We start from the raw sequence: 25372 nt of genomic DNA, 5'->3' as shown, positions 1-25372 counted from the left end.
ATCAGTTCTCGGACGTTCCCGTGGTGGTCGTTTCTTCGACGGTGATCGAGAAACGCTCCTCCCGGACTGCTTGAATGATGTCGGTCGGCAGTTCCGCGTCGACCGCGCCGCCGGCTTTTCCGGTCACGAGGTCGCGTGGATCTGCAATCATTTGCGCGAGGCTCATGTCGCTGGCGCATCCGAAACCAGGTAATGGCGCCTGATCGGCTCCGTCGGTCACGGAGCGGGCGAAATAATCGCATTCTGCGGTGAAAGCGACGGCGCGTTCCAGAACCAGGGTGAGGGGCTGCGGGTCCGCCGCATCGCGCAAAACGATACGCAGCGCGGGATGCGAACGGCGCAAGTAGGCAGCCAAATCGCTTCGTTGTCCGGTGGCACCGCCGCTGACGAAGACCACGTCGCCATACCGGGCCCGGAACGCACGCAGGAAGCCGTCCGTTCCGGCAATGACCTGCGTCTGATCCGAGGCGGACACGACATGCGTGAATTGGGTGAATTCGACCTGCGCTTGGGGGCGCCTTTCGATACTCGTCACCTCCTGTCCGGTGAAGCAGCCGGAAAGACCCAGGGCGACAAACGCGAGTATTGTTGTTTTCTTCAGCATAAGATTTGTCCTCAGCGCAGGATGAAACCGGCTGTGCCGACATAGCCCCGGCGGCCCTGGCCGTCGAAAGCGGCGGTGGTCACATTGGCCGGGATGCTCTTGGTCAGGTTGCCCATGAGGATGCGGTCGGACTCCTTGGACGGTTGATAGCGATCCGTCGGGTCCGCAATCCGGTTCGAAACCGGGCGCACCAGATACGGCGTCACGATGACCAGCAACTCGCTTTCCGAACGCTGGAAATCGGTGGACCGGAACAGGGTGCCCAGGATCGGCAACTCGCCGAGGCCCGGAAAACGGTCCAAGGCATTGTTGGTGGTATTCTGCAGCAGGCCGGCAATCGCGAAGCTTTGGCCGCTTCCCAGATTGACCGTGGTTTCCGCGCGGCGGGTCGACAGGGCGGGGATCGTCAGCGCGTCGATCGTGATTGCGCCGGCGGCTGACAGCTCGCTCACTTCGGTCAGGATCTTGATCGAAATCTGACCGTCTTCCAGCACGATGGGGATGAAGCCCAGGCTGACACCGAACTGCTTGAAGATGATGGCAAGGTCGCCGTCGTCGTCGCGGATCGGGATCGGGAATTCACCGCCGACCAGGAAATTCGCTTCGGCGCCGGTCTGCGCGGTCAGGTTCGGTTCGGCGAGCAGTGTGATCAGGCCGTTTTGATCCAGCGCGTCGAGCAGAAAGTCGATGCTGGTATTGCCTGAGTTGAGCGCGCCTTGGATGACTTGTGTTCCGGTCGCGGCGCCACCGTTGACGAACAGGCCTGTCGCGCCGTTCAGCGTCAGGTCGCCGATGGTCTGTGCGATGCCCAAGTTGATATTGAATTGCTTGGTGATGTCGCGGCTGACTTCGGCGATGCGAACGCGCAGGTTCACCTGTTGCGGCTTGGCGATCGACAGTCGGTTGATGATCTGGCCGTTCTTGCCCAGCAGTTGCGCCGCCAGTCCCCGAAGGTCGTCGGATTCCTGCGCGCTGCCGACTGTGCCGGTCAGCACGATGGAGTCGCCCAGCGACGCCACCTGGATATTCGCGTCCGGACGGACCTGGCGCATCACTTCACCAAGCCGGGTCAGGTTGTGTCCGACCGTGACCCGGTGGCTCATGATGATGTTGTCGTTCTTGTCGACGGCGAAGATCGACGTCTCACCCGGTTGGCGCGCATGCACGAACATGAGCTTCGGGGATTTCAACTGAACGTCGGCGATCTCGGGATTTGCAACAAAGACCGCATTGGCGGCTGTCGGCAGGCGCAGCATGGTGCCCGCGTTGATGTCCAAAGCGATTGCCGAACTCGGCCCTTCCGTTGCCGTGTAGGGCATCGGCTGTCCGGGCGCTGCCGCCAATTCCAGGTTCGCGGCGAGGACGGGAACGGCGCCGGCGGCGCCGGCCGCGAACAGGAACGCGAACAGCAGAACGTATTTGATCGGCGACATGCCGGATGTGCGGCGGAAAATACGGCGCTTGTAGGGCGCGCGGCTCATCATCATCGAGTGATTGCTCATCGGTGCGTTCGGCGCACGGCCCATGACATGAAGTGTCGTCATTATTGGACCCTCCGGAAGGCGAGTGTTTGGGATTCCGACCCGCGCACGACCTTCACTTCCGTGGTTGCGGGTTTGCCGTCGGAACTGACCGACGCCGGCGCCTGCAGGACGCGGCTGACCTGGCTGTCCCAGGTCAGGGTCGGGCCGAACGGTTCGATGATCTCATCGCCGGTTTCGGTTTCCTGCGGCAGGCTGCGCAGGGCGAGGGACAAGCGGCCGATTTCCATGACCACCGCGATTTCCTCGGCCTGTTTCGGGGTGACTTCCAGCGTGGCCGTCTTGGCGACGGCAGGCGTCCCTTCCTGGTCGCTGACCCGCTGGTCGACGGCGAGGACGCGAACTTCGCGAAGCACCGTCTCGCTGGCATGGCGGGTGGTGTCCCCGCGCTTCAACGATTGTGTCAGCAGCAGGTCGACATAGTCGCCCGGAAAGATGAAGCCGGAAATGCCGGTTGTCGCATTGATCGGGACCGAGATCGCCCGCATGCCGGGGCGCAGGACGGCGGCAAGGAAACCACGATCGCCGGGACGGACGATCCGACCAACCGTCAACGGTTCGCCCGTCGTCAGGCCGGACCGAACTACGGCGCCCGAAAGGTCTTCCAGCGTGGTTTCTTCCTTGATGAAATAGGTTTCGGCAACGCCGTCTTTCGGCCAATCGGCGAAACGGACATTATCCTCGCGCAGGAAGGTGCCCGCCGGCAGATCGTCGCGCGCCACCAGAACCTTGGCGGTTTCGACCTTTACCGGTTCCGGCTTGTTCGCGGCGAGTTGCGCCTGAAGCGCCTGCTGCTGGGCCTCCAGCCAATCGCGCGCCAATGTCGCGGCGCCGAACGCCGCGCCGACCGCGACCACTGCCAGGACTATCGTTCTTACGCGCATTGTCTATTCCTTTCGATCAGGAAATACCGGCCATGCGCGCGGCGGCGAGCAACGCGCCGACGGCAATGGCAAGTCCATAGGGAAGTTCGCGGGTGACGGCGAGGTGAACGTCCAGACCGCCGCGCGCCAGGGCAAACCGCACCGGGCCTTCAAAGCGCCACAGAATAGCCATGGCGCCGCCCGCCAATGCGGTATGAAACAGGAAGGGAAAGATTTCCGCAGGTCCCATCCAGAGGGCGCAGACCGCGAGGAGCTTCGCGTCGCCGCCGCCCAGCCAGCCGCGGGAAAAAGCGGCAATGCCCAGGGTCAGGATAATGAATGCGGTGATAAAGGGATAAAGAAACTCGCCGGTCGTGAAGATCGCATAGGGAAGCCAAAGGGCGGCGATGATCAGTGACAGGGAATTGGGGATTAGACGGAATTTGATATCGCTGAGGGCGGCGGCCGATACCAAAATGGCGAATGTGCCGAGGAAGAAGATTTCCGGATGTGCCGCCTGTACGTTCATTGTCTTTGTCTTGAAACTTTCTTGCCGGCCGACCGGCGCTCCAGGTTGCAAGGTGAGTTGCGGATGGCGAGGGGAGAAGTCCGCTTCGTCAGCCCTGCAACGCTGGAGCGCAGCAACCGGTCAGTTACGCGGTTGTCTTATTCGGCCGGGGGCGCGGTTTCGCCGCCGCCATCCGTCGTGCCGCTGGTGACGGCGCTGTCGAGCGTGCCGGAGACGTTCGTGAAGATCTGCTCCAACGAACCACCCATGGCTTGAAGGGCGCCGATTGCCGCGACGGAAACGAGAGCCGCGATCAGGCCATATTCGATGGCGGTGGCGCCGGATTCATCTTTGAAGAACGAAATCAACTTGTTGCGCGTGATCATTTTGGTGACCTCCTCTTGCTAGCGCTGCGACGAGACTGTGCTGTGCCGCGTCGTGATGACTGAAGAGAACGGCCAAATTAGATTTCTCTCAACGAGTATCGTTCGGGATTATCGCTGCAATTCCGCAAAATTGAGGAAACTAAAATTATCCATAAAATCCAAATGGATGAAACAATCTTCCGTCCTTCGGATCAGGCTCAAAACCACTGCAAAATCCGCTAAAATTCGCGGTAAATTCTGTGTTGCCTATGGCTGCTGAACGGCTGGCGCATAAGCGCTTGTCCTGACACGGCTTTTTTACCATTGTAAGGATGTGCGTATCTGGATGCCGTCAACGGCTGATCGAAAAGACCAAGCAAAAATCTGGAGTCCGTGATGACGAAACCTGCCGTTTTGGTGGTAGGCCAATTGCCGCCGAAAATCATGCAAGCGTTGGAAGATGCCTATGTTCTGCATCGCTATTGGACGTTCGAGGACAAGGAAAAGAAGCTTGCTGAAGTAGCTGACACGATTCGCGGAATTGCGACGACCGGCCATTACGGTGCATCCAGGCAGATGATTTTCGCCCTTCCGAACCTGGAAATCATCTCCAGTTTCGGGGTCGGCACCGATGCGATCGACATTCCGGCCGCGACGGAACGGGGCATTCCGGTTACCAATACGCCCGATGTGTTGACGGATGATGTCGCGAATACTGCCGTCATGATGCTGCTCGCCGTGTCCAGGGACCTGGTTCAGGCGGACCGCTACGTGCGGGCGGGCAAATGGGTGAGCGACGGCAATATGGCGTTGACCCGCGCGGTAAGGGGCAAGACTGTCGGGATTATCGGTTTGGGCCGGATCGGTGCGGATATCGCCCGGAAACTGGAGGTCTTCGGGGTGACGGTGGTCTGGCACGGTCCCCGGCCGAAGCCGGATGTCTCCTACCAATACTATGATGACGTGGTGCGCATGGCGGGTGATGCGGATTATCTGGTCGTGGCCTGTCCGGGGGGCGAATCCACCCACCATATCGTCAATGCGGCGGTCCTGAAGGCATTGGGTCCCGAAGGGTCGTTGATCAACATCTCGCGCGGGTCCTGCGTGGACGAGGAAGCACTGCTCGCCGCGATGGCCGATGGAACGATCGGTTGGGCCGGCCTGGACGTGTTTGCGAACGAGCCGCACGTACCGGCGGCTTTCATCAAATCGGATCGGACCCTGCTGCTGCCCCATGTCGGCAGCGCAACCGAAGAAACCCGCGCGGCAATGGGCAACCTTGTTGTCGAAAACCTAGCGCTGCATTTCGCCGGCAAACCGTTGGCGACGCAGGTGAACGGGTAGGGATTCGAGCCCTATGATTTCAGGCGTTGAATTCAGCACTGGGCCGCTTCCGGAAGTTCAGGAAATAGCCACGTTGTATTTGGCCAACGGCTGGAGTTCCGGCAGGAAATCGGATCTGGTGCGCAAGGCTTTGGAAAAAAGTCACAGCCTTGTGCTGGCGCGCCATCGCGGGCGGTTGATCGGTTTGGTCAATGCATTGTCCGACGGGTATCTCGTCGTCTACTACCCGCATCTGATCGTACATCCCGACTATCACGGCAAAGGGGTTGGGTCAGCCCTGATGGACCGCGCCATGAAACGATACGCGGATATCCATCAACAGGTCCTGATCGCGGACGACCATGCCGAGCCTTTCTACCGGAAGCTCGGCTTCACCTTGGCTGAGGGTACGAAACCGATGTGGATCTACGATCCGTCGGGCGGGATTTGATCCATTCGCGCCAAGCTCAGTCGCAAGGGAGTAGCCGTGGCAGGTGAGGCTGAATGGAGGGATGGTTCGTGAAATCGGCGACACTGTGCCTGAACTTTTTCTTTCTGCTCGGCGTGGTTCTGCTGTGCCTGTCCCAACCGGGCTGGGCGCAGTCCAGCCAAAGCGAAAGTCTCGATGTCGGGCCCAAGGCACTGACACCGGGCACCGTGTTCCAGGACTGTGAGACATGCCCCCGGATGGTGGTCGTGCCCAAAGGGCAGTTCCTGATGGGGGCTCAACGGGGGGAAATCGACCGTTCCAGCGATGAAGGACCCGCGCATATTGTAAGAATCAGCGTGCCTTTCGCAGTCGGCGTTTTTGAAGTGACCCGTGCCCAATTCGCGGAATTCGTTGCCGAAACAGGGCACGATACCGGCAATACCTGCACAACCTATCATGGGGCCGATCTGAAACGGAATGCCGCCAACAATTGGCGGAACCCCGGATTCCGTCAAACCGACCGCGACCCTGTCGTGTGTGTGAGCTGGCATGATGCCCACGCCTACGTGGATTGGCTAAGCCGCAAGAGCGGTCAGATCTACAGATTGTTGAGCGAGAGCGAGTGGGAATATGTGGCGCGCGCGGGATCGACGTCACGGTTCTTCTTTGGGGATGATCTGCTATACGCCGAGCTTTGCAACTATGCCAACTCGGCTGGATGGGAGACGCCATTCAAAAAACGAGGCGGCAGGTGTCGCGATCCATTCACCCATACCGCCCCGGTGGGAAGCTTCGTTGCCAACGGGTTCGGCGTCCATGACGTTCATGGGAATGTTTGGGAAATGGTCGAGGATTGCTACTGGCCCTACTACGCACCGAAAGCAAGGTCGTCGTTCGCCGTCGACACGTCCGATTGCGCGGAGCGTGTCGTGCGCGGCGGATCGTGGAGCAGTCCGTTGCACAATCTCCGCTCCGCGAACAGGTGGAGCAAGGACCCGGCTCTGCGGGCGGGCAGTACAGGGTTTCGGGTCGCCCGCACCATCCTCGATCTGGTCGCGATGAGCCGTTAGGGCCTCGCTGATCCAAATTTCAGGCGGCGCGGGACGACCTTTCCCCGGAATTTAACGGCCGCCGGCGACCTTCACCACGGTTCCCGTGACATAGGAAGCCTGGTCCGACATCAGATACATGATGGTATCGGCCACTTCGTCGGCCGATCCCGCGCGCCCGATGGGAACCGAGGATCCCAGCCGTTCGATTCGGTCCGGGATACCGGCCGAGGCGTGGATTTCCGTGTCGATCAGGCCTGGAGCCACCGCGTTGACGCGAATGCCTTCGCCCGCCAATTCGCGGGACAGGCCAAGCGTCAGCACGTCGATCGAGCCTTTGCTGGTCGCATACCAGACGAAATCATTGGGGCTGCCGATCCAGACGGCGGCGGAGGACAGGTTGACGATATTACCGCCCTTGCCGCCCCGGCTTGTCATCATGCGGGCGGCCCCGGCCCGCGCCGTCAGCAGCGCACCAGTGACGTTCAGATCAATCACGCTCTTGATCATATCCGGGTCGGCGTCGACCAGCTTGCCCGAAACGCCGGTGATGCCCGCATTGGTCACCACGGCGTCAAGCCGGCCGAAGGTATCGTCGCAAGCCTTGAAGACGGTATCGACACCGTCCTGATTCGCGACATCGGCCTGAACCGCGATCGCCTTTGCACCCGCCGCTTCGCAGGCGGCCATGGTGTTTTGTGCCGCTTCCGCGTTACCCGCATAATTGACGACAACATCATAGCCGGCCTTGGCCGCTTTTATCGAGACGGCGGCGCCGATGCCCCGGCTTCCTCCCGTGACGACGATTACTGGTCTATCGCTCATATAAATGCCTCCCCTTAAGCGGTTTCGTTCAGCGCCTTCAGAACCGCCAGCAGCCGCTTGTCGCGGATCGAGGCCAGTTCCTTCACGCTTTTGCCTTCGGTTTCTTCAGCGACGCCTTCGATCAGCAGTTTCTTGACCGCATCGGTGAAGTTGGGCGATCCCAAATCCGCCCACCAGCTGGCGGTCGGCGGGCCCAGATGCTCAACGAAATTCTCCATGCCGCCTTCACCGCCGGCCAGGTGGAAGGTCAGGTTAGGCCCCATCAGGGCCCAGCGAATGCCGGGGCCATAGGCGATTGCCGCGTCGACATCGGCGACGCTGGCAACCCCTTCCTGGGCCAGATGGATGGCTTCGCGCCAAATCGCGGCCTGCATGCGGTTGGCGACATGGCCGGGCACTTCCTTGAACAGCTTGATCGCCTTCTTGCCGATGGCGTTGTAGAAATCGACCGTCCAGTCGACGACCGCCGGGTCCGTCTTGGCGCCGCCCAGCACCTCCACCAGCGGGATAAGATGCGGCGGGTTGAAGGGATGGCCCAGAACGAAACGTTCCGGATGCTGCGTGTCTTTCTGAAGATCGCTCATCAACAACCCCGAGGTGGAGGTCGAGATCACGACTTCTGGACGCGTCGCCGGTTCGAAGTCCTTGTACAGCGCCAGTTTGACATCCAGCCGTTCCGGCGCGCTTTCCTGAATGAAATCGGCAGGTTCAGCCGCGGCCGCCGACGTACTTTGAACGGTCAATCGGTCGGGAGAGGCCCCATCGACGGTAACCCCCAGCGCTTCAAGTGCGGGCCAGGCATTCTCCACGAAGGCGCGGATCTTCTTGTCCGCACCGTCAGCCGGGTCCCAGGCATGAACATCGCGGCCTGTCGCCAGGAAATAAGCGGCCCAGCTGGAACCGATCGTGCCGGCCCCGATGATCCCAATGGTTTTGATGTCTGCTGCTGATGACCCGATCATCTCACTCCCCATTAACGGTTATTGTCTGTTTCGGGCGAGAGAATAGCAGAGCCGCCGAGACGCGCCAGATCACCGGTCAGAATAGATCTGTTTCTGTCCATGCCGTGCCGATGCCGTCAGACTTGGTGTCAAAGACGGAACCCCCAGTTCCGGGACGGGTCGACTTCCGGCTCCAACCGGCCCAGAGGGCGTGCCGACTCCGGTTTCTCGCAGTGCAGGAACCTGCCGCTGCCGCGTTCGGCATTCAACGCTCCATCGTTGACGACGATCCGCCCGCGGCTGACCACGGTTTCCGGCCAGCCGGTGACGGTACGGCCCTCATAGGGGGTATAGCCGACCGCGTCGTGCAGCATGTCATAGGTTATCGTGACTTCCCGGTCCGGGTCCCAGATTGCGAAATCCGCATCCGCGCCGATGGCGATGGTGCCCTTGCGCGGAAACAGACCATAAAGCTTGGCGGCGTTGGTTGCGGTCAACGCCACGAACTCGTTCAAGCTGATCCGGCCTTTCCCGACCCCTTCGGAGAACAACAGCGGAAGGCGTAGCTCCAGGCCCGGGACGCCATTCGCGATCTGCTTGAAATGCGCGTTCGGCCCGTGCTTCAGCTTGGCTGTCTCGTCGAAGCGATAGGGGGCGTGGTCCGAGGAGAAAACCTGGAACGTGCCGTTTTTCAATCCGCGCCAGATCGCTTCCTGGGCTTGCGTGTCGCGTGGTGGCGGGCTGCAACAGAACATCGCCCCGTCCATTCCGTCCCGGTCCAGGTCCTGCGCTGTCAGGAAAAGGTATTGCGGGCAGGTCTCGCCATAGATTTTCAGTCCCTCGGTCTGTGCGCTGCGGATGGCATCCGTCGCTTCCTCGGCCGAGACATGGACGATAAGCAGCGGCGCATCGATCAGCTTTGCCAATTGGATGGCGCGGCTGGTTGCTTCCCCTTCCGCGATCCTGGCATGGGCGACGGCATGATATTTCGGCGCGCGGTGGCCCTGGTCGAGCAGCCGTTCCGCCAGCCAGCGGATGACGTCGTGGTTTTCCGCATGGACCATGACGAGCGCGCCCAGTCGGCGGGCTTCCTCCAGGACGGTCATCATCTGATAATCGTCCAGTTTCAATGCGTCGTAGGTCATATAGACCTTGAAGGAGGTGATGCCGTCCTCGATCAGGGCGGGTAGTTCCTGACCCATCACTTCCGGCGTGGGGTCGGAGATGATCAGGTGGAAAGCGTAGTCGATCACGGCTTTCGGACCGGCGCAGGCATGATAGGCATCGACCACCTCGCGCAGCGACTGGCCACGCATCTGGGCGGCGAAAGGAATGACGGTGGTCGTTCCCCCGAAGCAGGCTGAGACCGTCCCGCTATAGAAGTCGTCGGCCGTCATCACGCCGCTGGAGGAAGCCTGTTCGATATGGCAATGGCTGTCCACGCCGCCGGGAAGAACGAGCTTGTTAGTGGCATCCAATTCCTTCGCGCCGGGCCCCAGGTTTTCCGCCATGGCGACGACCCGTCCGTCGCGAACGCCGATGTCGCAGCGGAAAACATCGCTTGCGGTGGCGACCGTTCCGTTTCGAACGACCAGATCGAAGTTTTCCGACATCGTGACCTCCCCATTGCAACGGCCTGCGTATAATCTTGCGAAGAGTGCAGGAGGTAGTCGGTACCGGCAAGGCCGGGAAGCTTGCCGGTTTGGAGTGGGGGACGACATGGATTTCTTTGATACCAACGACGCAATGGGACTGGCGCAGCGCGTCAGGGCCGGTGAGGTAACGGCAACGGAACTGTTGGATGAGGTGGCCCGACGAATCGAGGCGGTTAATCCTACGATCAATGCAGTGACGGTCGACGGATTGGACTACGGCAGAAAGGCCATAGAAAACGGTCTGCCCGACGGGCCATTCACAGGTGTCCCCTTCCTGCTGAAGGACCTTGGCGCGACCTGTGTCGGATTGCCGGTGACCAACGGCACCCGCTTCAATCCGCCCGGCGAACCGCCGGTAGATGACGAAACCGTACGCCGTTTCAAGGAGGCGGGTCTGGTCATCGCCGGCCGGACGAACTCACCGGAATGGGGTTTGACGACCACGACGGAGCCTGTTCGGAACGGACCGACACGGAATCCCTGGAATCTCGAATACTCAGCCGGCGGATCCAGTGGCGGCGCGGCCGCGGCGATCGCCGCCGGAATTGTGCCGGCCGCGCATGGCAGCGACGGTGGTGGGTCGATCCGGGTTCCGGCTTCCTGCTGCGGCCTGTTCGGCCTCAAACCCTCGCGCGGGCGGGTCAGTTCGGGCCCCTATATCGGTGACGCTTGGAGCGGCTTCGCGACAAGCGGGGTGCTCTCGCGTTCAGTCCGCGACAGCGCCGCCCTGCTGGACATTCTGCAGGGGCCGGCACCAGGCGACCCCTACGCAGCACCCAGCCCGGCGGGGCCGTTCCTGGATGAGGTCGGGAAACCGACCGGATCGCTGAAGATCGCGATGACGGATATGCCGTTCAGCGGGGTTGAGGGCGATGCCGCATTGTCCCGGAATCTTAAGGACGCCGCAGCATTGTGTGAGGAATTGGGACACACTCTCGTTCCCTTGAATCTGCATATCGATGGCGAGGCTTTCACCGATGCCGTTATCACCATCATCAACGTGCATACCGCCGCGCTAGTGGGGTGGCTCGAGGATCTGAATGGGCGCTCGGCGGGCCCGGACGATTTGGAGGCGTGCACGCTTGCCTTCACGCAAATGGGGCGGGCGATAACTGGCGTTGATTTTCAGAACGCGATTGAGACGGTTCAAGAAATGGGCCGCAAGGTCGGTCATCTTCTTACGGAGGTGGATGTCATCCTCTCACCGACGCAGGGGATCGAAACACCCAAGCTGGGTTATCTCGACATGATGCAGACGGTGGAGACCTATCGAGAGCGAATCGCGAGATCGGTTGGGTATACGGCCTTCTATAACGCTTTGGGCCTGCCGGCGATGTCCGTGCCGCTGCATTGGTCGGAAGAAGGTTTGCCGCAGGGGACGCAGTTCGCGGCGGCCTATGGGAACGAGGCGCTGTTGTTCCGTTTGGCCGCCCAGTTGGAGGACGCACGGCCTTGGGCGGAAAAGAGGCCGCCGGTCCACGCCTGATCTGTTATTCCGCGGCTTGCTTGGCGACGGTGTCGGCTTGCGCCAGGAGAACCCGACCTAGAGCCATCGAAACCGCTGCCTGGGTCGGATCGACGACCGGTATTCCCACGGCCGCTTCGAGATCCGCGCGCAGATAGGCCATGCCTGCACAGCCGAGCACCAGGACATCCGCGCCGTCCTGATCGCGCAGATTGATGGCGACGGAAACCATGCGGTCGAAGACGCGGCCGCGATCGGCGAGTTCTACGACGCCCAAGCCCAGGGCGCGATCGCCCGCCATGCGGTCCCACAATCCCATTTGCCGTACCGCGCGCAGGTGTCGTGGGATGGATTTCGCCAGGATGGAGACGACGCCAAAGCGTTCACCCATCGTGCAGGCGGTCAGCAATCCGGATTCGGAAATTCCCAGGACAGGCTGCTCCGTCACCTCGCGCGCTGAGTGCAGACCGGGGTCGCTGTAGCAGGCAATGACATAGGCGTCCGCCGCCTCTCGGCGGATCAGATTGCACAAGGGGGTGACGACGCCGTCCACATGCTGCTGACTTTCGATCCCCGGAGGACCCTCGGCCAAGGTGAGGCAATCGATCTGTGGGCCGCCGGGAACGGCGAGCCCTGCGATAGCCTGAGCGATACCGTCGGTGACGGCCTGGGTGCTGTTCGGGTTGATGACCAGGATACGCGCGCTCACTGGAAATCTCCTCGGCCTAGTCTTCCGACGGCGGCGTCGCGCCGGTCTGTTCGGTGATGATCTTATAATGTTCCGGTCGTCTATGGGCAGCGAAATTGAATATCGTGCTCTTCCCGAAATTGCACAGGTCGAGATCGCAATCGGCCACGATCAACTCATCCTCCACGGTGCTGGCTTGTGCCACGATCTCCCCTTGTGGAGAGACGATGCAGGATCCGCCCATCAATTCATGCCCGTCTTCCACACCGGCCTTCGCGACGGCAACGGCCCAGGTGGCGTTCTGGTAGGCGCCGGCCTGGATGCTCAAATGGTTGTGGAACATGCGCTGATGCGGCGGCTCCAGACTGCCTCTTGGGCCGCTATGCTGGTTCCCGGTCGGCGTATTGTAGCCCAACATAACCAGTTCCACGCCCTGCATGCCCATGACGCGCCAGGTTTCGGACCAGCGACGGTCGTTGCAGATGCACATCCCCATCACGCCGCCCATGCTTCGCCAAACGGGAAAACCGAGATCGCCCGGCTCGAAATAGCGTTTTTCCAGATGCTGCCGGGTCAGGCTGGCGTCGTATTCCTTGTGGCCGGGCAAATGGACCTTTCGGTACTTGCCGACGATGGTGCCCGTCTGGTCGACAAGAACTGCGGAATTGAAGCGATGCAAGGTTCCACTGTTGTCTTCGAACAGCTCCGCATAGCCTAAATAGAAACCAATACCGAGCTCTTGGGCGGTATCGAACAATGGTTGGGTTTCTGCCGAGGGCATTGCACGCTCGAAATAAATATCCATTTCCGAGATATCTTCTGCGTACCAGCGCGGGAAGAATGTGGTCAGTGCCAGTTCGGGGAAGACCACCAGTTTGCATCCCCGGCGATGGGCTTTTTCCATCAGGTCGATCAAGCGCTGGACAATGATTTTGCGCGAATCCGCGCGTTGGATCGGCCCCAGCTGTGCCCCGCCCACGGTAATCTTGCGCGCCACGCCTCACCCCCTCCGGTTAATCTGCTGGTAGAGTTTAGCAGGCAAACACCTCCCGCCAAGCGAGAGAGGCACCGGTGCCTCCAAAACGGGTCGAGATTTTCAGCGACGCAATTGTCAATGCGCCTTGAGGAGCCGCGCCGCTACTGCGCGTTTCATTCCTTTGAGGCTTCTTCAATGGCTTCGACCAAAACGGATTGGTCGCCGATATGGTTCGCCAAAAGAAGGATCAGCCGGCTGTTCAGTGCGGCACTTTGCTCGTCGTCCAGATTGCGATGGGCTGCGATCAGTTTTTCGTAGAACCCATCGGGATCGGGAATGTTCGGTTCGGTGATCAGTCCGCCTGTCCTGGTTTTTTTGGTCATCATGTCATCATTTCCCAGATGCGCGGTGCAGTGCCTTTTGGACCTTTTCCGGGGTTGCCTGACGCCAGCGAGCGGCAACATGCTGGTCCGGCCGGATCAGATAGGCCGTGCCCGGCTTCCCATCGAACCTTGCCCGGACTAGCCCGTCCGGATCGGTCAAGACCACCCAGTCGGCAGGGCCCGAGCCGACGGCTACACGCCGAATCGGCAGGTCAAAACCCGAGAAGTTTTCGGCATTTTCAACGGGACCGAAAACCAACAGCGTGAACGCGTCGCCCAAGTGGCGCAGCAGCCAGTCCTGCCGGTCATCAACTTGGATTGGCGCGTCGGGGCAGGGGGTGCCCGGAACAGGCCCCTGCGCAAAGAAGTCGGCGTCCGGTGAGTTGAGGGGGGAACCATTCAGCGTTGCCGGCAAGGAAAGCCGCCCGCTGTTTACCATCCGCCGGGCGAAGGCATGTTTGCGGGCCAATGCCAGCGTGGCATCACGGAACCGTCGGCTCGCCTTGTTCTTGGGCGTGATGAAATCGGTAGAACGGGTAGAGTTCAGTATGTTCTCGTCACCTGCATGGATGCGCTCCTGGTCGTAGCTGTCCAGCAGGCTTTCGGGCGCCTTGCCGGCGAGCACGAGGTCCAGTTTCCATATCAGATTGTCCGCGTCCTGAATGCCGCCATTGCCGCCGCGTGCGCCAAAAGGCGAAACCTGATGCGCGCTGTCGCCGATGAAGATGACCCGATTGTGACGGAATTTTTCCAACCGGCGGCATTGGAAGGTATAGACGCTGACCCATTCCAGATCGAATTCTGCGTCTTCCCCGAGCATTCGCTTCAGGCGCGGGATGACCTTTTCCGGTTTCTTTTCCTCGTCCGGATCCGCGTCCCAGCCCAATTGCAGGTCGATGCGCCAAACATCGTCCGCTTGCTTGTGCAACAGCGCGGATTGTCCGGGATTGAAGGGCGGATCGAACCAGAACCAACGCTCGGTTGGGAAATCGGCGCGCATGATGACATCGGCGATCAGGAACCGGTCCTCGAAGACCTGTCCCTTGAAGTCCAACCCCATTTGCCGGCGGATGCCGCTGCGCGCGCCGTCGGCGGCCAGGACAAAATCCCCTTCGATTTTATAGCTGCCTTCCGGCGTTTCTACATCGAGGACGACATGGTCGCCCTTGTCTTCGATCGCGACGGCCTTGCTCTGCCAGCGCAGGTCAATCAGGTCTGCCGCCTCCGCGGCTTCGACGGCAAACAGTTCGAAATAGTATTGCTGCAGATTCACAAAGGCAGGGTGTTGATGCCCTGCTTCCGGCAGCAGGTCGAAATTGTACAGGTTTTCCTCACCGGCGAAGACCCGTCCGTTCTTCCATGTGATGCCTTTCTCGGTCACCGCGGCGCCGATCCCAAGCCGATCACAGATTTCGAGTGTCCGCTTCGACCAGCAGATCGCTCGGGATCCTACGGAAACCGTTTCTGCGGCATTCAGGACGACGCATTTCCTGCCGTGCTTGGCAAGGTCCAACGCGGCGGCGAGACCGACTGGCCCGCCGCCCACGATGACGACCTCGTGCCTGTTGGGCGTTGCCGCCGCAAGGTCTGTTGTCCGCCGGAACGGATAATGGGGATATTTGAAGCTCTTCAGCACGGCACTTCACCCAAATTGCTTGAACGGCCAGGGTGACGTCGGCGGTGCCGGCGGGGTTAAGCCGCCGACTGATCCCGCTCCAGCGCCGCCCACATTTCGCGGTCGCGATCCGCCGTCCATATCTGCGGATGCTCCTGCCCGCTGGCTTCCTGGTATGCCCGGGTGACATCGAACGGCATGCAATGATCGAAAATCACCCAATGACCGTATTTTGGACGCAGGACAGTCATTGTTTCCTTGTAGGTCGCGTTCAGGTCCTTGCCGTCGGCCACGCATTTCTTGACCGTCTCGAACAGGTCGCTCAGGAAATCGCGGGTTCCGCCAACGCCGGCCTTTACTTCCTCCGGGGTTTTCAGGGCTTCACCGCGGCCCGGGATCATCTTCTCGGCGCCGAGTGCCATCAGGTTGTCCAAAGTCGTCGGCCAGTCGCTCAGATAGGCGTCGCCGGTATAGGGGGTCGCGCCGTATTCGACCATGTCGCCGGCGAAGCAGACCTTGCAGTCCGGGATCCAGGCAACGATATCGCCTTTGGTATGGCTGCGGCCGAGATGCAGCAACTGCACCTCCCGCTTGCCCATCCAAATCGACATTTTCTTCTCGAAGGTGATGGTCGGCCAGGTCAGGCCCGGTACCGTCTCGACCTGATCGAACAGGCGCGGAAACCGGCCCACCTCGCTGTCGAAGTCCTGTTGGCCGCGCTCAACCACATTGTCGTAGGTCAGGGAACTGGCGATGATCGCTTCGGCGCCATAGGCCGAGGCGCCCAGGACGCGAACCGCATGGTAATGGCTCAGCACGACATATTTGATCGGCTTGTCGGTGACGCCGCGGATGCAGTCGATCAGTTTCTGCGCCTGGACAGGCGTCGCCTGGGCATCCATCACCAAGACGCCGTCGTCGCCGACGATCACGCCTGAATTCGGGTCGCCTTCCGCGGTGTAGGCATAGACGTTTTCGGCGATTTCCTCGAAAGTGATCTTCTTTTCTTCGAGGTCTGCGGTAGAGGCGAAATTAGCCATGGCTCGTGTCCTTCCCTGGATGTACGGGCGCACCCGCCGGACAGGTAAGTTACCCTGACCCGTTGAGCGGCCCCGTTGAGCCGCCCAGTTGCGCGGTGCGCTTGACCTTGAGCAAAGTTAATAGTTTCATTTGAAACTAATGTCTAGGAGGTGATTGCTGAATGTCGGTCAGAAAGAATTTGCGCGCCAGTGCGCAATCGGACGCTTTGTGCCTGGAGGAGTTCCTGCCCTACAGGTTCTCCGTCCTGACGAATCGCATCAGCCGACATCTCGCAAAAGCCTATGAAAAACAGTTCGGCATCACCATCCCCGAATGGCGTGTGATCGCAAATCTTGCCCGGTTCGCGCCGATGACCGCCAGCGACGTCGTCGACAAGAGTTCCATGGACAAGGTCAAGGTCAGCCGCGCGATCTCCAAACTTCTGAAATCGGGACTGATCGAACGCGATACGGACGAACAGGATAAGCGGCGCGGTCAGTTGCGACTGAGCAAGGCCGGTAAGGATGTCTTCGAGGAAATCGCGCCGGTGGCGCTTGGCTGGGAAGCCGACCTGCTGGCGCCCCTGCCGCCGGAAGAGCGCCGCACGCTGGACGAGATCCTGAACAAGATCGAGCGTGTCCTTGATGATGCGGGTGCCTAAGGCCGTAACAAGAGCGGGCCTATCCGCCGGTTCCTAGAAACCAATCGCGGCAGGCATCGATTGACCTGATCGGGCGGACAGGCCGGCGAACCGAATTTGGCCTGGCCAGTTACTCCGCCGCGGCGGCATGTTCCTCTACCTGCTGGGTTGTCATGCCCAGGCGGGCCAGCAAATCCATATCGTGTTCGGCCCCGGCATTCGGTGTCGTCAGCAGTTTCTCGCCGAAGAAGATGGAATTCGCTCCGGCCAGGAAGCACAGGGCTTGCAAGGCATCATCCATGCCGCCACGGCCCGCGGAAAGGCGGACATGGGAGGTCGGCATCAGGATGCGGGCCACCGCAATGGCGCGGACGAAATCGAACGGGTCCACGTCGGCGACGTTTTCCAGCGGTGTTCCCTCGGCCTTGACCAGAAGATTGATAGGCACGCTTTCCGGATGTTTCGGCAGGTTCGCCAGTTCCATCAACAGCTTGGCGCGGTCTTCCTCCGCTTCGCCTAGTCCCAGGATGCCGCCGCAACAGACATTGATCCCGGATTCGCGAACCAGCGACAGCGTGTCGAGTCGGTCCTGGAAACTGCGCGTGGTGATGATCTTCTCGTAATGTTCACGCGATGTGTCGAGGTTGTGATTATAGTAGTCCAGCCCCGCATCCTTCAGCGCGGCGACCTGCTCCTTGTCCAAGGCACCCAAGGTCACGCACGATTCCATGCCCAGGTCTTTGACACCGCGGACCATGTCCAGCACAAGCGGGAAGTCACGCCCGTTCGGGCGTTTCCAGGCGGCCCCCATACAGAAACGCGACGCGCCGCGTTCCTTGGCCGCCCGTGCCTCGGCCAGGACGCGATCAAGCTCGGCCAGGCGCTCTTTTTCGAGGCCCGTCTCGTAATGGGCGCTTTGCGGACAATAAGCGCAATCCTCCGGACAGCCCCCTGTCTTGATCGACATCAGTGAACTCAGTTGCACTTCATTCGGATCAAAGGCGCTTCGATGGACCGTCTGAGCCTGAAAAACCAAGTCCATGAAGGGAAGGTCGAAAAGGGCGCGAACTTCGGTCAGGGTCCAGTCGTGTCGGCATCGCGGGGAAGTCATGATCTTGCCGGTGTCCTCGAAATTGGATGGAAACACCCGGGCATTTAAGGATTTGCGTGCCAGGCGACCAGACTTTTTTGCTGCCATGCACAAATTTCTGCCCCCTGCGGCCGCGGGCGGGGCTTGCCGGACAGGGCCGCATACGCCAAAAACGAACGCTTGGGGGACATAACGGTCGAGCCCGTTCGTGAGCGAAAATCAAAGCGATCCGACGCCGCCGCTGCTTGAATTGCGCGGCATCAGAAAAGCCTTCCCGGGCGTCGTCGCCAACGACGACGTGTCCCTGTCCGTCAAGCCTTCCGAGATTCATGCACTGCTGGGTGAAAACGGGGCCGGCAAATCGACGCTGGTCAAGATCATCTATGGGGTGCTGCGCCCCGATCAGGGAACGCTGCTTTGGCAGGGAAAACCCGTTGAACTGGCCGGCCCATCCGCTGCGAGGGATCTGGGCATCGGCATGGTGTTCCAGCATTTCTCCCTGTTTGAGGCCTTGAGTGTTGCAGAGAATATCGAACTCGCCCTGCCGTCCAAAGGTGCCGGCGGCTTCGATCGATCGGAATTACCGGATCGAATAGCAGAGGTTTCGACGCAATACGGCCTGCCGCTCGACCCGCGGCGGACGGTTCTGGACCTCTCGGTCGGGGAACGGCAGAGAATCGAGATTGTCCGCTGCCTGCTTCAGGATCCCAAATTGTTGATCATGGACGAGCCGACATCCGTTCTGACGCCGCAGGAAGTCGAGCGCCTGTTCGAAACATTGCGCAGGTTGGCGTCCGAAGGCTGCGCGATCCTCTATATCAGCCATAAGCTGCAGGAAATTCGCGATCTCTGCGAAACCGCGACGATCCTGCGCGGCGCCAAGGTGGTGGCCACTTGCGATCCGCGTCAGCAATCGGTGCAGAGCCTTGCAGGCATGATGATCGGCGAAACGCCCCTGAAACCGGAACGCCCGGCGGGCCGAGTATTGGACAGGAAGAACCGGTTGGAGGTCCGTGGCCTGTCCTTGCCGGCGCAAAAGGCCTTCGGGACCGCGTTGAAGGATATCAGTTTCTCCGTCCGCGGCGGTGAAGTGCTCGGTATCGCCGGCGTGGCGGGCAATGGGCAACCCGAATTGATGACCGCCCTGATCGGGGAGGTGCTGACCTATCCGGAAGCGGTGCGTATCGATGGACATCCCGTCGGCCGCCTCGGCCCCAGACGCCGGCGCGAGGCCGGGGCCTGTTTCGTTCCGGAAGAAAGGAACGGTCATGCGACCGCTCCCGACATGCCGCTGGCCGACAATGGTCTGTTGAGCGCCGACCGCCGCATGGGGCTGACCCGCGGCGGTTGGATTCTGTCGCGGGCGCGGGACAAATTCGCCGATGAGGTCATCCGACGCTTCTCGGTCAAGGCAAGCGGGATCGGCGCGGCGGCGAAAAGCCTATCCGGCGGAAATCTGCAGAAATTCTCCGTCGGTCGTGAAATCGCACAGCAACCGGGCGTCCTTGTGATCAACCAGCCGACATGGGGCGTCGATGCGGGATCCGCCGCCGCGATCCAGGAAGCCATTCTGGCCCTGGCCGCCGACGGCGCCGCGGTGGTCGTGATTTCGCAGGACCTGGACGAATTGTTCGCGATCGCGGATCGAATCGCGGTGATGTCGGAAGGCAAGCTTTCACGGCCTAAACCCATCGGCGAAATCACGATCGAGGAAATCGGGTTGCTCATGGGCGGCATTCACGGTGAAAAAGCGGGGGCCGCCCCATGATCAGGTTGGAACCGAAAGGCGAGTCCTCGCGCCTCTTCTCCTATCTCTCGCCGGTTCTTGCCATGGTACTGACCGTTGGCACCGGTGCTTTGCTGTTCGAGTTGATGGGGAAGCCGGCTGGACCCGCGCTCTATGCCTATTTCATCCAACCCTTCACGACCGCCTACGGCGCGTCTGAATTGGGGGTGAAGGCGACGCCGTTGATCCTGATCGGCCTCGGTCTGTCGGTCGGTTTTCGGGCGAATGTGTGGAACATCGGGGCAGAAGGGCAGTTGACCCTGGGCGCGATCGCGGGTGGCGCCTTGGCGCTTGCCTTCTATGAGGTCGAAACACCGCTTCTGCTGCCGGGCATGATGATCGCGGGCGTTTTGGGCGGCATGGCCTGGGCGGCGATCCCCGCCTTCCTGCGGGTCAAGTTCAACGCGAATGAGATTCTCGTCAGTCTGATGCTGACTTATGTCGCGCTGTTGCTCCTGAGTTATCTGGTTCATGGGCCGCTCCGGGATCCTGACGGGTTCAATTTCCCGGAATCGCGCCTTTTCCACGATGCAGCGACGATGCCGACGCTGATTTCCGGCACGCGGCTGCATTGGGGTGCTTTGTTCGCTTTGCTGGCGGCGGGGGCAATCTGGCTGATGCTGTCGCGATCGATGCTGGGTTTCCAGTTGAAGATCCTGGGGGATGCGCCGCGCGCCGCTCGCTTCGCCGGATATCGTGAGCCAAAGCTGGTCTGGTTTAGCCTGTTGTTGAGCGGCGGCCTGGCCGGTCTGGCAGGCGTGGTGGAGGTCTCCGGCACGGTCGGCCAGTTGATCCCGACGATTTCTCCCGGCTACGGTTTCACGGCGATCATCGTCGCGTTCCTGGGGCGGTTGCACCCCGCAGGTGTCGTGCTCGGCGGCCTGACCATGGCGCTGACCTATATCGGGGGAGAGACGGCCCAGATCGAAATCGGTTTGCCGGCGGCGGTAACCGGCCTGTTTCAGGGCGTATTGCTTTTTTATCTGCTGGCCTGCGACGTGTTGATCAATTACCGCCTGCGCTTCGGGCGCAATCTGGCGATCGGTTAGGGGGCGGAACATGGATGCTCTGACCCTTTTGATCCTTTCCGTGATGACGGCGGCCACGCCGCTGCTGTTGGCTGCCGTCGGGGAATTGATCACCGAAAAGTCCGGTGTTCTCAATCTCGGTGTCGAGGGCATGATGATCGTCGGGGCGGTATGTGCCTTCGCCGTGTCCGTTTCGACGGGTAATCCTGCTGCGGGCGTTGCGGCCGGCGCCGCCGCGGGTGCGGGGCTGGCCTTGGTCTTCGCCTTTCTGACCCTTACGATGCTGGCCAATCAGGTTGCGACCGGGCTGGCCTTGACGATCTTCGGCATCGGTCTGAGCGCGTTGATCGGCAAGAGCTATGTCGGGATAGCCGTGGAGCCGCTCGCCAAACTGCACATTCCGGCTCTGAGCGAAATTCCGCTTTTGGGGCCTGTATTGTTCGGTCAGGACGCGCTGGTTTACCTATCCCTGCTTTCGGTCCTGGCCGTCTATGTCTTCATGACGCGGACGAGGGCGGGACTGGTCCTTCGCGCCGTTGGGGATAGCCACGAAGCAGCCCATGCGATCGGCTATTCGGTGATTCGCATCCGGTATCTCGCGGTGTTGTTCGGCGGCGCGATGGCCGGGCTGGCGGGCGCGTATCTGTCTCTCGTCTATACGCCGCTTTGGGCAGAGAACATGACTGCCGGGCGGGGTTGGATCGCCTTGGCGCTCGTCGTGTTTTCGACCTGGCGTCCGGGACGTCTGCTGGCCGGCGCCTACCTTTTCGGCGGCATCACGATTCTGCAGCTTCACGCGCAAAGTGCCGGCTGGGGCGTGCCGTCTCAAATCATGTCCATGCTGCCCTATCTGGCCACAATCCTGGTTCTGGTGATCATTTCCGGCGACCGGGCGAAGATTCGGTTGAATGCCCCCGCCTGCCTTGGCAAGGTTTTCCATCCGGCACAATGACCCGACAGGGCAGGCCGGTTCCCCCTTTGGCCGGCCTTCTGCACGGGGGCTTGCGCCAACAGCGCGGCAGGGTGGCGCGCGGGCGGCTTGATATCAATGTTGCGATCGGAGCCCGTGTGTTCCGACGATTGGGAATCCCTTAACAAGAAAAGTTCGAAACAAGAGAGTCGAGGAGAGTTCACGTATGAAGCAATTCCCGATAAGCCGTCGCCTTGCGACAGGATTGATCGCCGGCGCGGCCGCCTTTGCCGCCGCCTTTGGCGCTGTGGGCACCGCCCAGGCACAGGACCTGAAAGTCGGGTTCATCTATGTCGGTCCGATCGGTGACCATGGTTGGACATATCGGCATAACGAAGGCCGTCTCGCGATCGAAAACGCATTGGGCGACAAGGTCGCGACCTCCTTTGTGGAAAGCGTTTCCGAAGGTGCCGATGCCGAACGCGTCATCACCCAGCTGGCCAGCAGCGGCCACAACCTGATTTTCACGACGTCGTTCGGCTACATGAACCCGACGCTGAAGGCCGCCAAGAAGTTCCCGAACGTGAAGTTCGAACATGCGACCGGATACAAGCGCGCGGACAATGTCAGCACCTATTCCGGCCGTTTCTATGAAGGCCGCTACATTCAGGGCGTCATCGCCGGCAAGATGACCAAGACGAATGTTGCGGGTTATGTCGCCTCCTTCCCGATTCCGGAAGTGGTCCGCGGCATCAACTCCTTCATTCGCGGTATGCGCTCGGTCAACCCGGACGCGACGGTGAAAGTCGTCTGGGTCAATTCCTGGTACGACCCGGGCAAGGAAGGCGACGCCGCAAAAGCGCTGATCGACCAGGGCGCGGATATCATTTCCCAGCACACCGACAGTCCCGCGCCGCTGCAGACCGCGGAAAACCGCGGCGTGCTCGGCTTCGGTCAGGCCTCGGACATGATCAAGTTCGCGCCGAAAGCGCAGCTGACGGCAATCATTGACGATTGGGGCCCGTACTATGTGGCACGCGCCAATGCGGTGCTCGACGGCACTTGGGAAAGTACAGACACCTGGGACGGCCTGAAGCCGGGCATGGTTGCCATGGCGCCCTTCACCAACATGCCGGATGACGTTGCCGCGCTCGCGCAGGAAACGCTCGACAAGATCAAGAGCGGCGAACTGCATCCCTTCCAGGGACCGGTGGTCAATCAGGCCGGGGAAATCGTCGCCAAGGAAGGTGAAGTGCTGGATGACGGCGTCCTGCTCGGCATGAACTATTATGTCCAGGGTGTGGAAGGCAGCTTGCCCCAGTAATAGAATAGCTCAGTAACAGGATAGTTCAGTAACGGAACAGTTCAGGATCCGGTTGAACCGGATTTGGCCGGGAAACAGGGCGCTTCCAATTGGAGGCGCCCTTTTTCTGGTCAGGATGTAGAGGTGATCAGGGTCGGTTTCGATCGCCAGTCGCCCATCCAGCTCTCGAAGTCGGGTGCCGCCATCGGGCGGCCAAAATAGAAACCCTGAACCAATTCGCAGCCGGCTTCGCGCAGTTTGGCCAATTGACCCTCCGTTTCAACGCCTTCGGCCACCACCGTGATGTTCAGTGAACGGCTCAGCCCGATGATCGCGTTGACGATCTCCATGCTGTTTTCTTCGATTTCGATGTCCTGGACGAAGCTCTTGTCGATCTTGATTTTCTGAATCGGAAATTGCCGAAGATAACTGAGCGAGGAATATCCCGTTCCAAAGTCGTCCATCGAGAGACGTATCCCCAGGGCGTCCAGTTCCTGCATCGTTTGGATGGCCTTGTCGACATCGGTCATGACGACGCTTTCCGTGATCTCGAATTCCAACCGGTCGGGGCTGGCGCCGGTCTGCTCGAGTATTTCACGGGTGCTGTCGACCAGATTGCCCCGCCGGAACTGCACGGAGGAGATGTTCACAGCTATTTTCAGCGGCGGCATGCCGACAGCGTCAAAGGCGGCGATTTGCTCGCACGCCGCGCGGATGACCCATTCCCCGAGATCGACGATCAATCCGCCCTGTTCCGCCACGGGAATGAAGCGTGCAGGCGATACGTGACCGCGTTCCGTATGATGCCAGCGCAACAGCGCTTCCGACCCGACAACGGCGTCCTCTGCGATCCGGACCTGCGGCTGGAAGGCCAACTGGAAGCCGTTGCTGTCCAACGCATCCCTCATGTCCGTCAGCATTTGTTTCCGGTCTTTCACTTCCGCGTTCATCTGCTCGGCGAACAGCCGGAAGGTGTTTCTGCCATCCGCTTTGGCCTGATACATGGCCATGTCGGCATGGGAAACCATATGCTCTATGTCCTGACCGTCGTCTGGGAACAGCGCCACGCCGATGCTGGTGCCGACCTGGACCTCGTGCCCCTGGATGGTCATCGGTTCCCCGACGATCTCAATAATACGTTTCGCATAGGTAAGGGTGTCGCTGGCAGACCGGAATTGAGGCAGCACGATGGCGAATTCGTCTCCGCCAAGCCGTGCGACCGTATCCGTGTCCCGTCTATGATCGTTCAATCGATCGGCAACGGTTTGCAGAAGTTCGTCGCCCACTCCGTGACCGAGCGTGTCGTTGATGTCCTTGAAATTGTCCAGATCCAGCAGCATCAGCGCGACACGCCCGCCGTTGCGGCGGGCAAGGGCCATGGCCTGCGACAGCCGGTCATTGAACAGGGTCCGGTTCGGCAATTCGGTTAAAGGGTCGTGATGCGCCAGGAACCGGATACGCTCTTCCGAGAGCCGCTGCGCCGAAACGTCCCGGATGAAGGCGATCACGAAACGGCCATTGGGCGACGCCCACCCGGTTAGGGTGAGGGCTGCCAGGAAGGAGCCGCCATCCTGGCGCTTCGCGGAAACCGTTTCCAATTCGCCGTGATACTGGTTGTCCTTGCCGGCCAGGAACGCTTCCGCCCGGGCCAGTTCTCCCGCCAAGGCGCCGTCCTCGAAAAGGTCCGAGAGATGCATGCCGAAGACGTCGTCATGGTCCCAACCGAAGAATGCCTCAGCCGCAGGATTCCATGTGATGATGCCGCCTTCCGCATCGGTGCAGGCGATTGCGTCGGGCGCGGTGTCCGAAATCGCCCGCAAATGCTCGCGGGAGCTTCTGAGCAGGGCCTCCGCGCGCGTGCGCTCGGCAATCTCCTCCTCCAGGGCGGTTTGCGCCTCGCGGACGGATCGGGAACGGGCATTGATGAAGCGTCCGATCGCGCCGATTTCTCCGGCACTTTCCTCGTCGAGGGCGAGGTTGGGCGCAATAACGTCGACCGGAGCGGATCGAAGCCGGGCGACCATGGTTTCCAACGGCGAGATGAAGCGACGGCTGATATAGACATATCCAAGCGCGAGAACGGCCGCCAATCCGACCGCGACGAGGGCCAGCGGAATCACGATACTTGAATACTCTCCTGCCTGGATCAGCGAGAATTCGATGTAAATCAGGAAAAGGCTTGCGAAATAGGCGGCGACCAAGCTGATGAGAACAAGCGAACGCAGACGAGGACGCAGGCGGCGGTCTTCACCCCCCCAGCTTTCCTGCGCTTCTTGGCCCGATACCGTGGGATCGGGAATACCGTGCGCGGTGACCTCACGCGGCACGTCTTTTACATCCATCTCCAAATCGGCCTTCGCAATT

Annotated in this window: 24 protein-coding genes; 9 read left to right on the top strand and 15 right to left on the bottom strand. The window is 60.8% G+C overall.

What is annotated here, in order from left to right; translation table 11 throughout:
- Position 1: 1 nt before the first annotated feature.
- From ACQK2G_RS18630 to ACQK2G_RS18610, 5 genes are all read right to left on the bottom strand, one after another.
- Positions 2-604, bottom strand: coding sequence for a CpaD family pilus assembly lipoprotein (locus tag ACQK2G_RS18630; RefSeq protein WP_425406539.1), 603 nt, complete (start codon positions 602-604; stop codon positions 2-4).
- Positions 605-615: 11 nt separating this feature from the next.
- A complete protein-coding gene (locus ACQK2G_RS18625) occupies positions 616-2148 on the bottom strand; it encodes a type II and III secretion system protein family protein (RefSeq protein ID WP_425406538.1) in 1533 nt (510 codons plus the stop codon).
- On the bottom strand, positions 2148-3029 hold the full coding sequence (gene cpaB / locus ACQK2G_RS18620; RefSeq protein ID WP_425406537.1) for a Flp pilus assembly protein CpaB: 882 nt from the start codon (positions 3027-3029) through the stop codon (positions 2148-2150). Before cpaB ends, ACQK2G_RS18625 begins: the two co-directional genes overlap by 1 nt.
- Positions 3030-3045: 16 nt before the next feature.
- Positions 3046-3537: an A24 family peptidase gene (locus tag ACQK2G_RS18615; protein ID WP_425406536.1), complete on the bottom strand. Its 492-nt coding sequence runs from the start codon at positions 3535-3537 to the stop codon at positions 3046-3048.
- 137 nt (positions 3538-3674) lie between these two features.
- Entirely contained in the window at positions 3675-3902 is a 228-nt protein-coding gene (locus ACQK2G_RS18610) for a Flp family type IVb pilin (RefSeq protein ID WP_425406535.1), read from the bottom strand.
- A gap of 375 nt (positions 3903-4277) precedes the next feature.
- Between ACQK2G_RS18610 and ACQK2G_RS18605 the strand changes: the two genes are divergently transcribed.
- Genes ACQK2G_RS18605 through ACQK2G_RS18595 form a run of 3 tightly spaced genes read left to right on the top strand, consistent with a single transcriptional unit; the run spans position 4278 to position 6704 of the window.
- Positions 4278-5225 carry a 2-hydroxyacid dehydrogenase gene (locus tag ACQK2G_RS18605; protein ID WP_425406534.1) on the top strand — a complete coding sequence of 316 codons (948 nt, stop codon included), beginning with the start codon at positions 4278-4280 and terminating at the stop codon, positions 5223-5225.
- 13 nt (positions 5226-5238) lie between these two features.
- Entirely contained in the window at positions 5239-5655 is a 417-nt protein-coding gene (locus ACQK2G_RS18600) for a GNAT family N-acetyltransferase (protein ID WP_425406533.1), read from the top strand.
- Positions 5656-5708: 53 nt separating this feature from the next.
- Complete coding sequence (locus ACQK2G_RS18595; protein ID WP_425406532.1) at positions 5709-6704, top strand: formylglycine-generating enzyme family protein; 996 nt, start codon at positions 5709-5711, stop codon at positions 6702-6704.
- Between the two features lie 51 nt (positions 6705-6755).
- On the opposite strand, the gene ACQK2G_RS18590 is transcribed toward ACQK2G_RS18595, so the two are convergent.
- The 3 genes from ACQK2G_RS18590 to hydA all read right to left on the bottom strand — a co-directional run bounded on the left by ACQK2G_RS18590 (position 6756) and on the right by hydA (position 10062).
- On the bottom strand, positions 6756-7508 hold the full coding sequence (locus ACQK2G_RS18590) for an SDR family oxidoreductase (RefSeq protein WP_425406531.1): 753 nt from the start codon (positions 7506-7508) through the stop codon (positions 6756-6758).
- 14 nt (positions 7509-7522) lie between these two features.
- The gene (locus tag ACQK2G_RS18585; RefSeq protein ID WP_425406530.1) at positions 7523-8470 is read right to left on the bottom strand and encodes a 3-hydroxyacyl-CoA dehydrogenase NAD-binding domain-containing protein; all 948 of its coding nucleotides are present in this window, start codon (positions 8468-8470) and stop codon (positions 7523-7525) included.
- A 128-nt stretch (positions 8471-8598) separates the two neighbouring features.
- A complete protein-coding gene (gene hydA, locus ACQK2G_RS18580) occupies positions 8599-10062 on the bottom strand; it encodes a dihydropyrimidinase (protein ID WP_425406529.1) in 1464 nt (487 codons plus the stop codon).
- A 106-nt stretch (positions 10063-10168) separates the two neighbouring features.
- Between hydA and ACQK2G_RS18575 the strand changes: the two genes are divergently transcribed.
- Positions 10169-11590 carry an amidase gene (locus ACQK2G_RS18575; protein WP_425406528.1) on the top strand — a complete coding sequence of 474 codons (1422 nt, stop codon included), beginning with the start codon at positions 10169-10171 and terminating at the stop codon, positions 11588-11590.
- 4 nt (positions 11591-11594) lie between these two features.
- Here the strand turns inward: ACQK2G_RS18575 and ACQK2G_RS18570 are convergent, their stop codons facing one another.
- From ACQK2G_RS18570 to ACQK2G_RS18550, 5 genes are all read right to left on the bottom strand, one after another.
- The gene (locus ACQK2G_RS18570) at positions 11595-12278 is read right to left on the bottom strand and encodes an aspartate/glutamate racemase family protein (RefSeq protein ID WP_425406527.1); all 684 of its coding nucleotides are present in this window, start codon (positions 12276-12278) and stop codon (positions 11595-11597) included.
- Between the two features lie 16 nt (positions 12279-12294).
- The gene (locus ACQK2G_RS18565; protein WP_425406526.1) at positions 12295-13254 is read right to left on the bottom strand and encodes an N-carbamoyl-D-amino-acid hydrolase; all 960 of its coding nucleotides are present in this window, start codon (positions 13252-13254) and stop codon (positions 12295-12297) included.
- A 152-nt stretch (positions 13255-13406) separates the two neighbouring features.
- A complete protein-coding gene (locus tag ACQK2G_RS18560; protein ID WP_425406525.1) occupies positions 13407-13619 on the bottom strand; it encodes a DUF2783 domain-containing protein in 213 nt (70 codons plus the stop codon).
- Between the two features lie 4 nt (positions 13620-13623).
- Positions 13624-15252, bottom strand: a complete 1629-nt coding sequence (locus tag ACQK2G_RS18555; protein ID WP_425406524.1) for an FAD-dependent oxidoreductase — start codon at positions 15250-15252, stop codon at positions 13624-13626.
- A gap of 56 nt (positions 15253-15308) precedes the next feature.
- Positions 15309-16271, bottom strand: a complete 963-nt coding sequence (locus tag ACQK2G_RS18550; RefSeq protein WP_425406523.1) for an MBL fold metallo-hydrolase — start codon at positions 16269-16271, stop codon at positions 15309-15311.
- 161 nt (positions 16272-16432) lie between these two features.
- On the opposite strand from ACQK2G_RS18550, the gene ACQK2G_RS18545 reads away from it, so the two are divergent.
- The gene (locus ACQK2G_RS18545) at positions 16433-16912 is read left to right on the top strand and encodes a MarR family winged helix-turn-helix transcriptional regulator (RefSeq protein WP_425406522.1); all 480 of its coding nucleotides are present in this window, start codon (positions 16433-16435) and stop codon (positions 16910-16912) included.
- Between the two features lie 109 nt (positions 16913-17021).
- On the opposite strand, the gene bioB is transcribed toward ACQK2G_RS18545, so the two are convergent.
- Positions 17022-18002, bottom strand: coding sequence for a biotin synthase BioB (gene bioB / locus ACQK2G_RS18540; protein WP_425406521.1), 981 nt, complete (start codon positions 18000-18002; stop codon positions 17022-17024).
- 187 nt (positions 18003-18189) lie between these two features.
- On the opposite strand from bioB, the gene ACQK2G_RS18535 reads away from it, so the two are divergent.
- The 4 genes from ACQK2G_RS18535 to ACQK2G_RS18520 all read left to right on the top strand — a co-directional run bounded on the left by ACQK2G_RS18535 (position 18190) and on the right by ACQK2G_RS18520 (position 23029).
- Entirely contained in the window at positions 18190-19749 is a 1560-nt protein-coding gene (locus ACQK2G_RS18535) for an ABC transporter ATP-binding protein (RefSeq protein WP_425406520.1), read from the top strand.
- Positions 19746-20816, top strand: a complete 1071-nt coding sequence (locus ACQK2G_RS18530) for an ABC transporter permease (RefSeq protein ID WP_425406519.1) — start codon at positions 19746-19748, stop codon at positions 20814-20816. The genes ACQK2G_RS18535 and ACQK2G_RS18530 overlap by 4 nt, the downstream gene beginning before the upstream one ends.
- 10 nt (positions 20817-20826) lie before the next feature.
- Positions 20827-21747 carry an ABC transporter permease gene (locus tag ACQK2G_RS18525; RefSeq protein WP_425406518.1) on the top strand — a complete coding sequence of 307 codons (921 nt, stop codon included), beginning with the start codon at positions 20827-20829 and terminating at the stop codon, positions 21745-21747.
- A 184-nt stretch (positions 21748-21931) separates the two neighbouring features.
- On the top strand, positions 21932-23029 hold the full coding sequence (locus tag ACQK2G_RS18520; RefSeq protein ID WP_425406517.1) for a BMP family ABC transporter substrate-binding protein: 1098 nt from the start codon (positions 21932-21934) through the stop codon (positions 23027-23029).
- Positions 23030-23139: 110 nt separating this feature from the next.
- On the opposite strand, the gene ACQK2G_RS18515 is transcribed toward ACQK2G_RS18520, so the two are convergent.
- Positions 23140-25350 carry a putative bifunctional diguanylate cyclase/phosphodiesterase gene (locus ACQK2G_RS18515; protein WP_425406516.1) on the bottom strand — a complete coding sequence of 737 codons (2211 nt, stop codon included), beginning with the start codon at positions 25348-25350 and terminating at the stop codon, positions 23140-23142.
- Positions 25351-25372 lie beyond the last annotated feature (22 nt).

Source organism: Hwanghaeella sp. (assembly GCF_965227365.1).
In the GTDB taxonomy this organism is placed as follows: domain Bacteria; phylum Pseudomonadota; class Alphaproteobacteria; order UBA8366; family Aestuariispiraceae; genus Hwanghaeella.
Note: the sequence above shows the minus strand (reverse complement) of the source record. Positions and strands in the feature narration are given on the sequence as shown.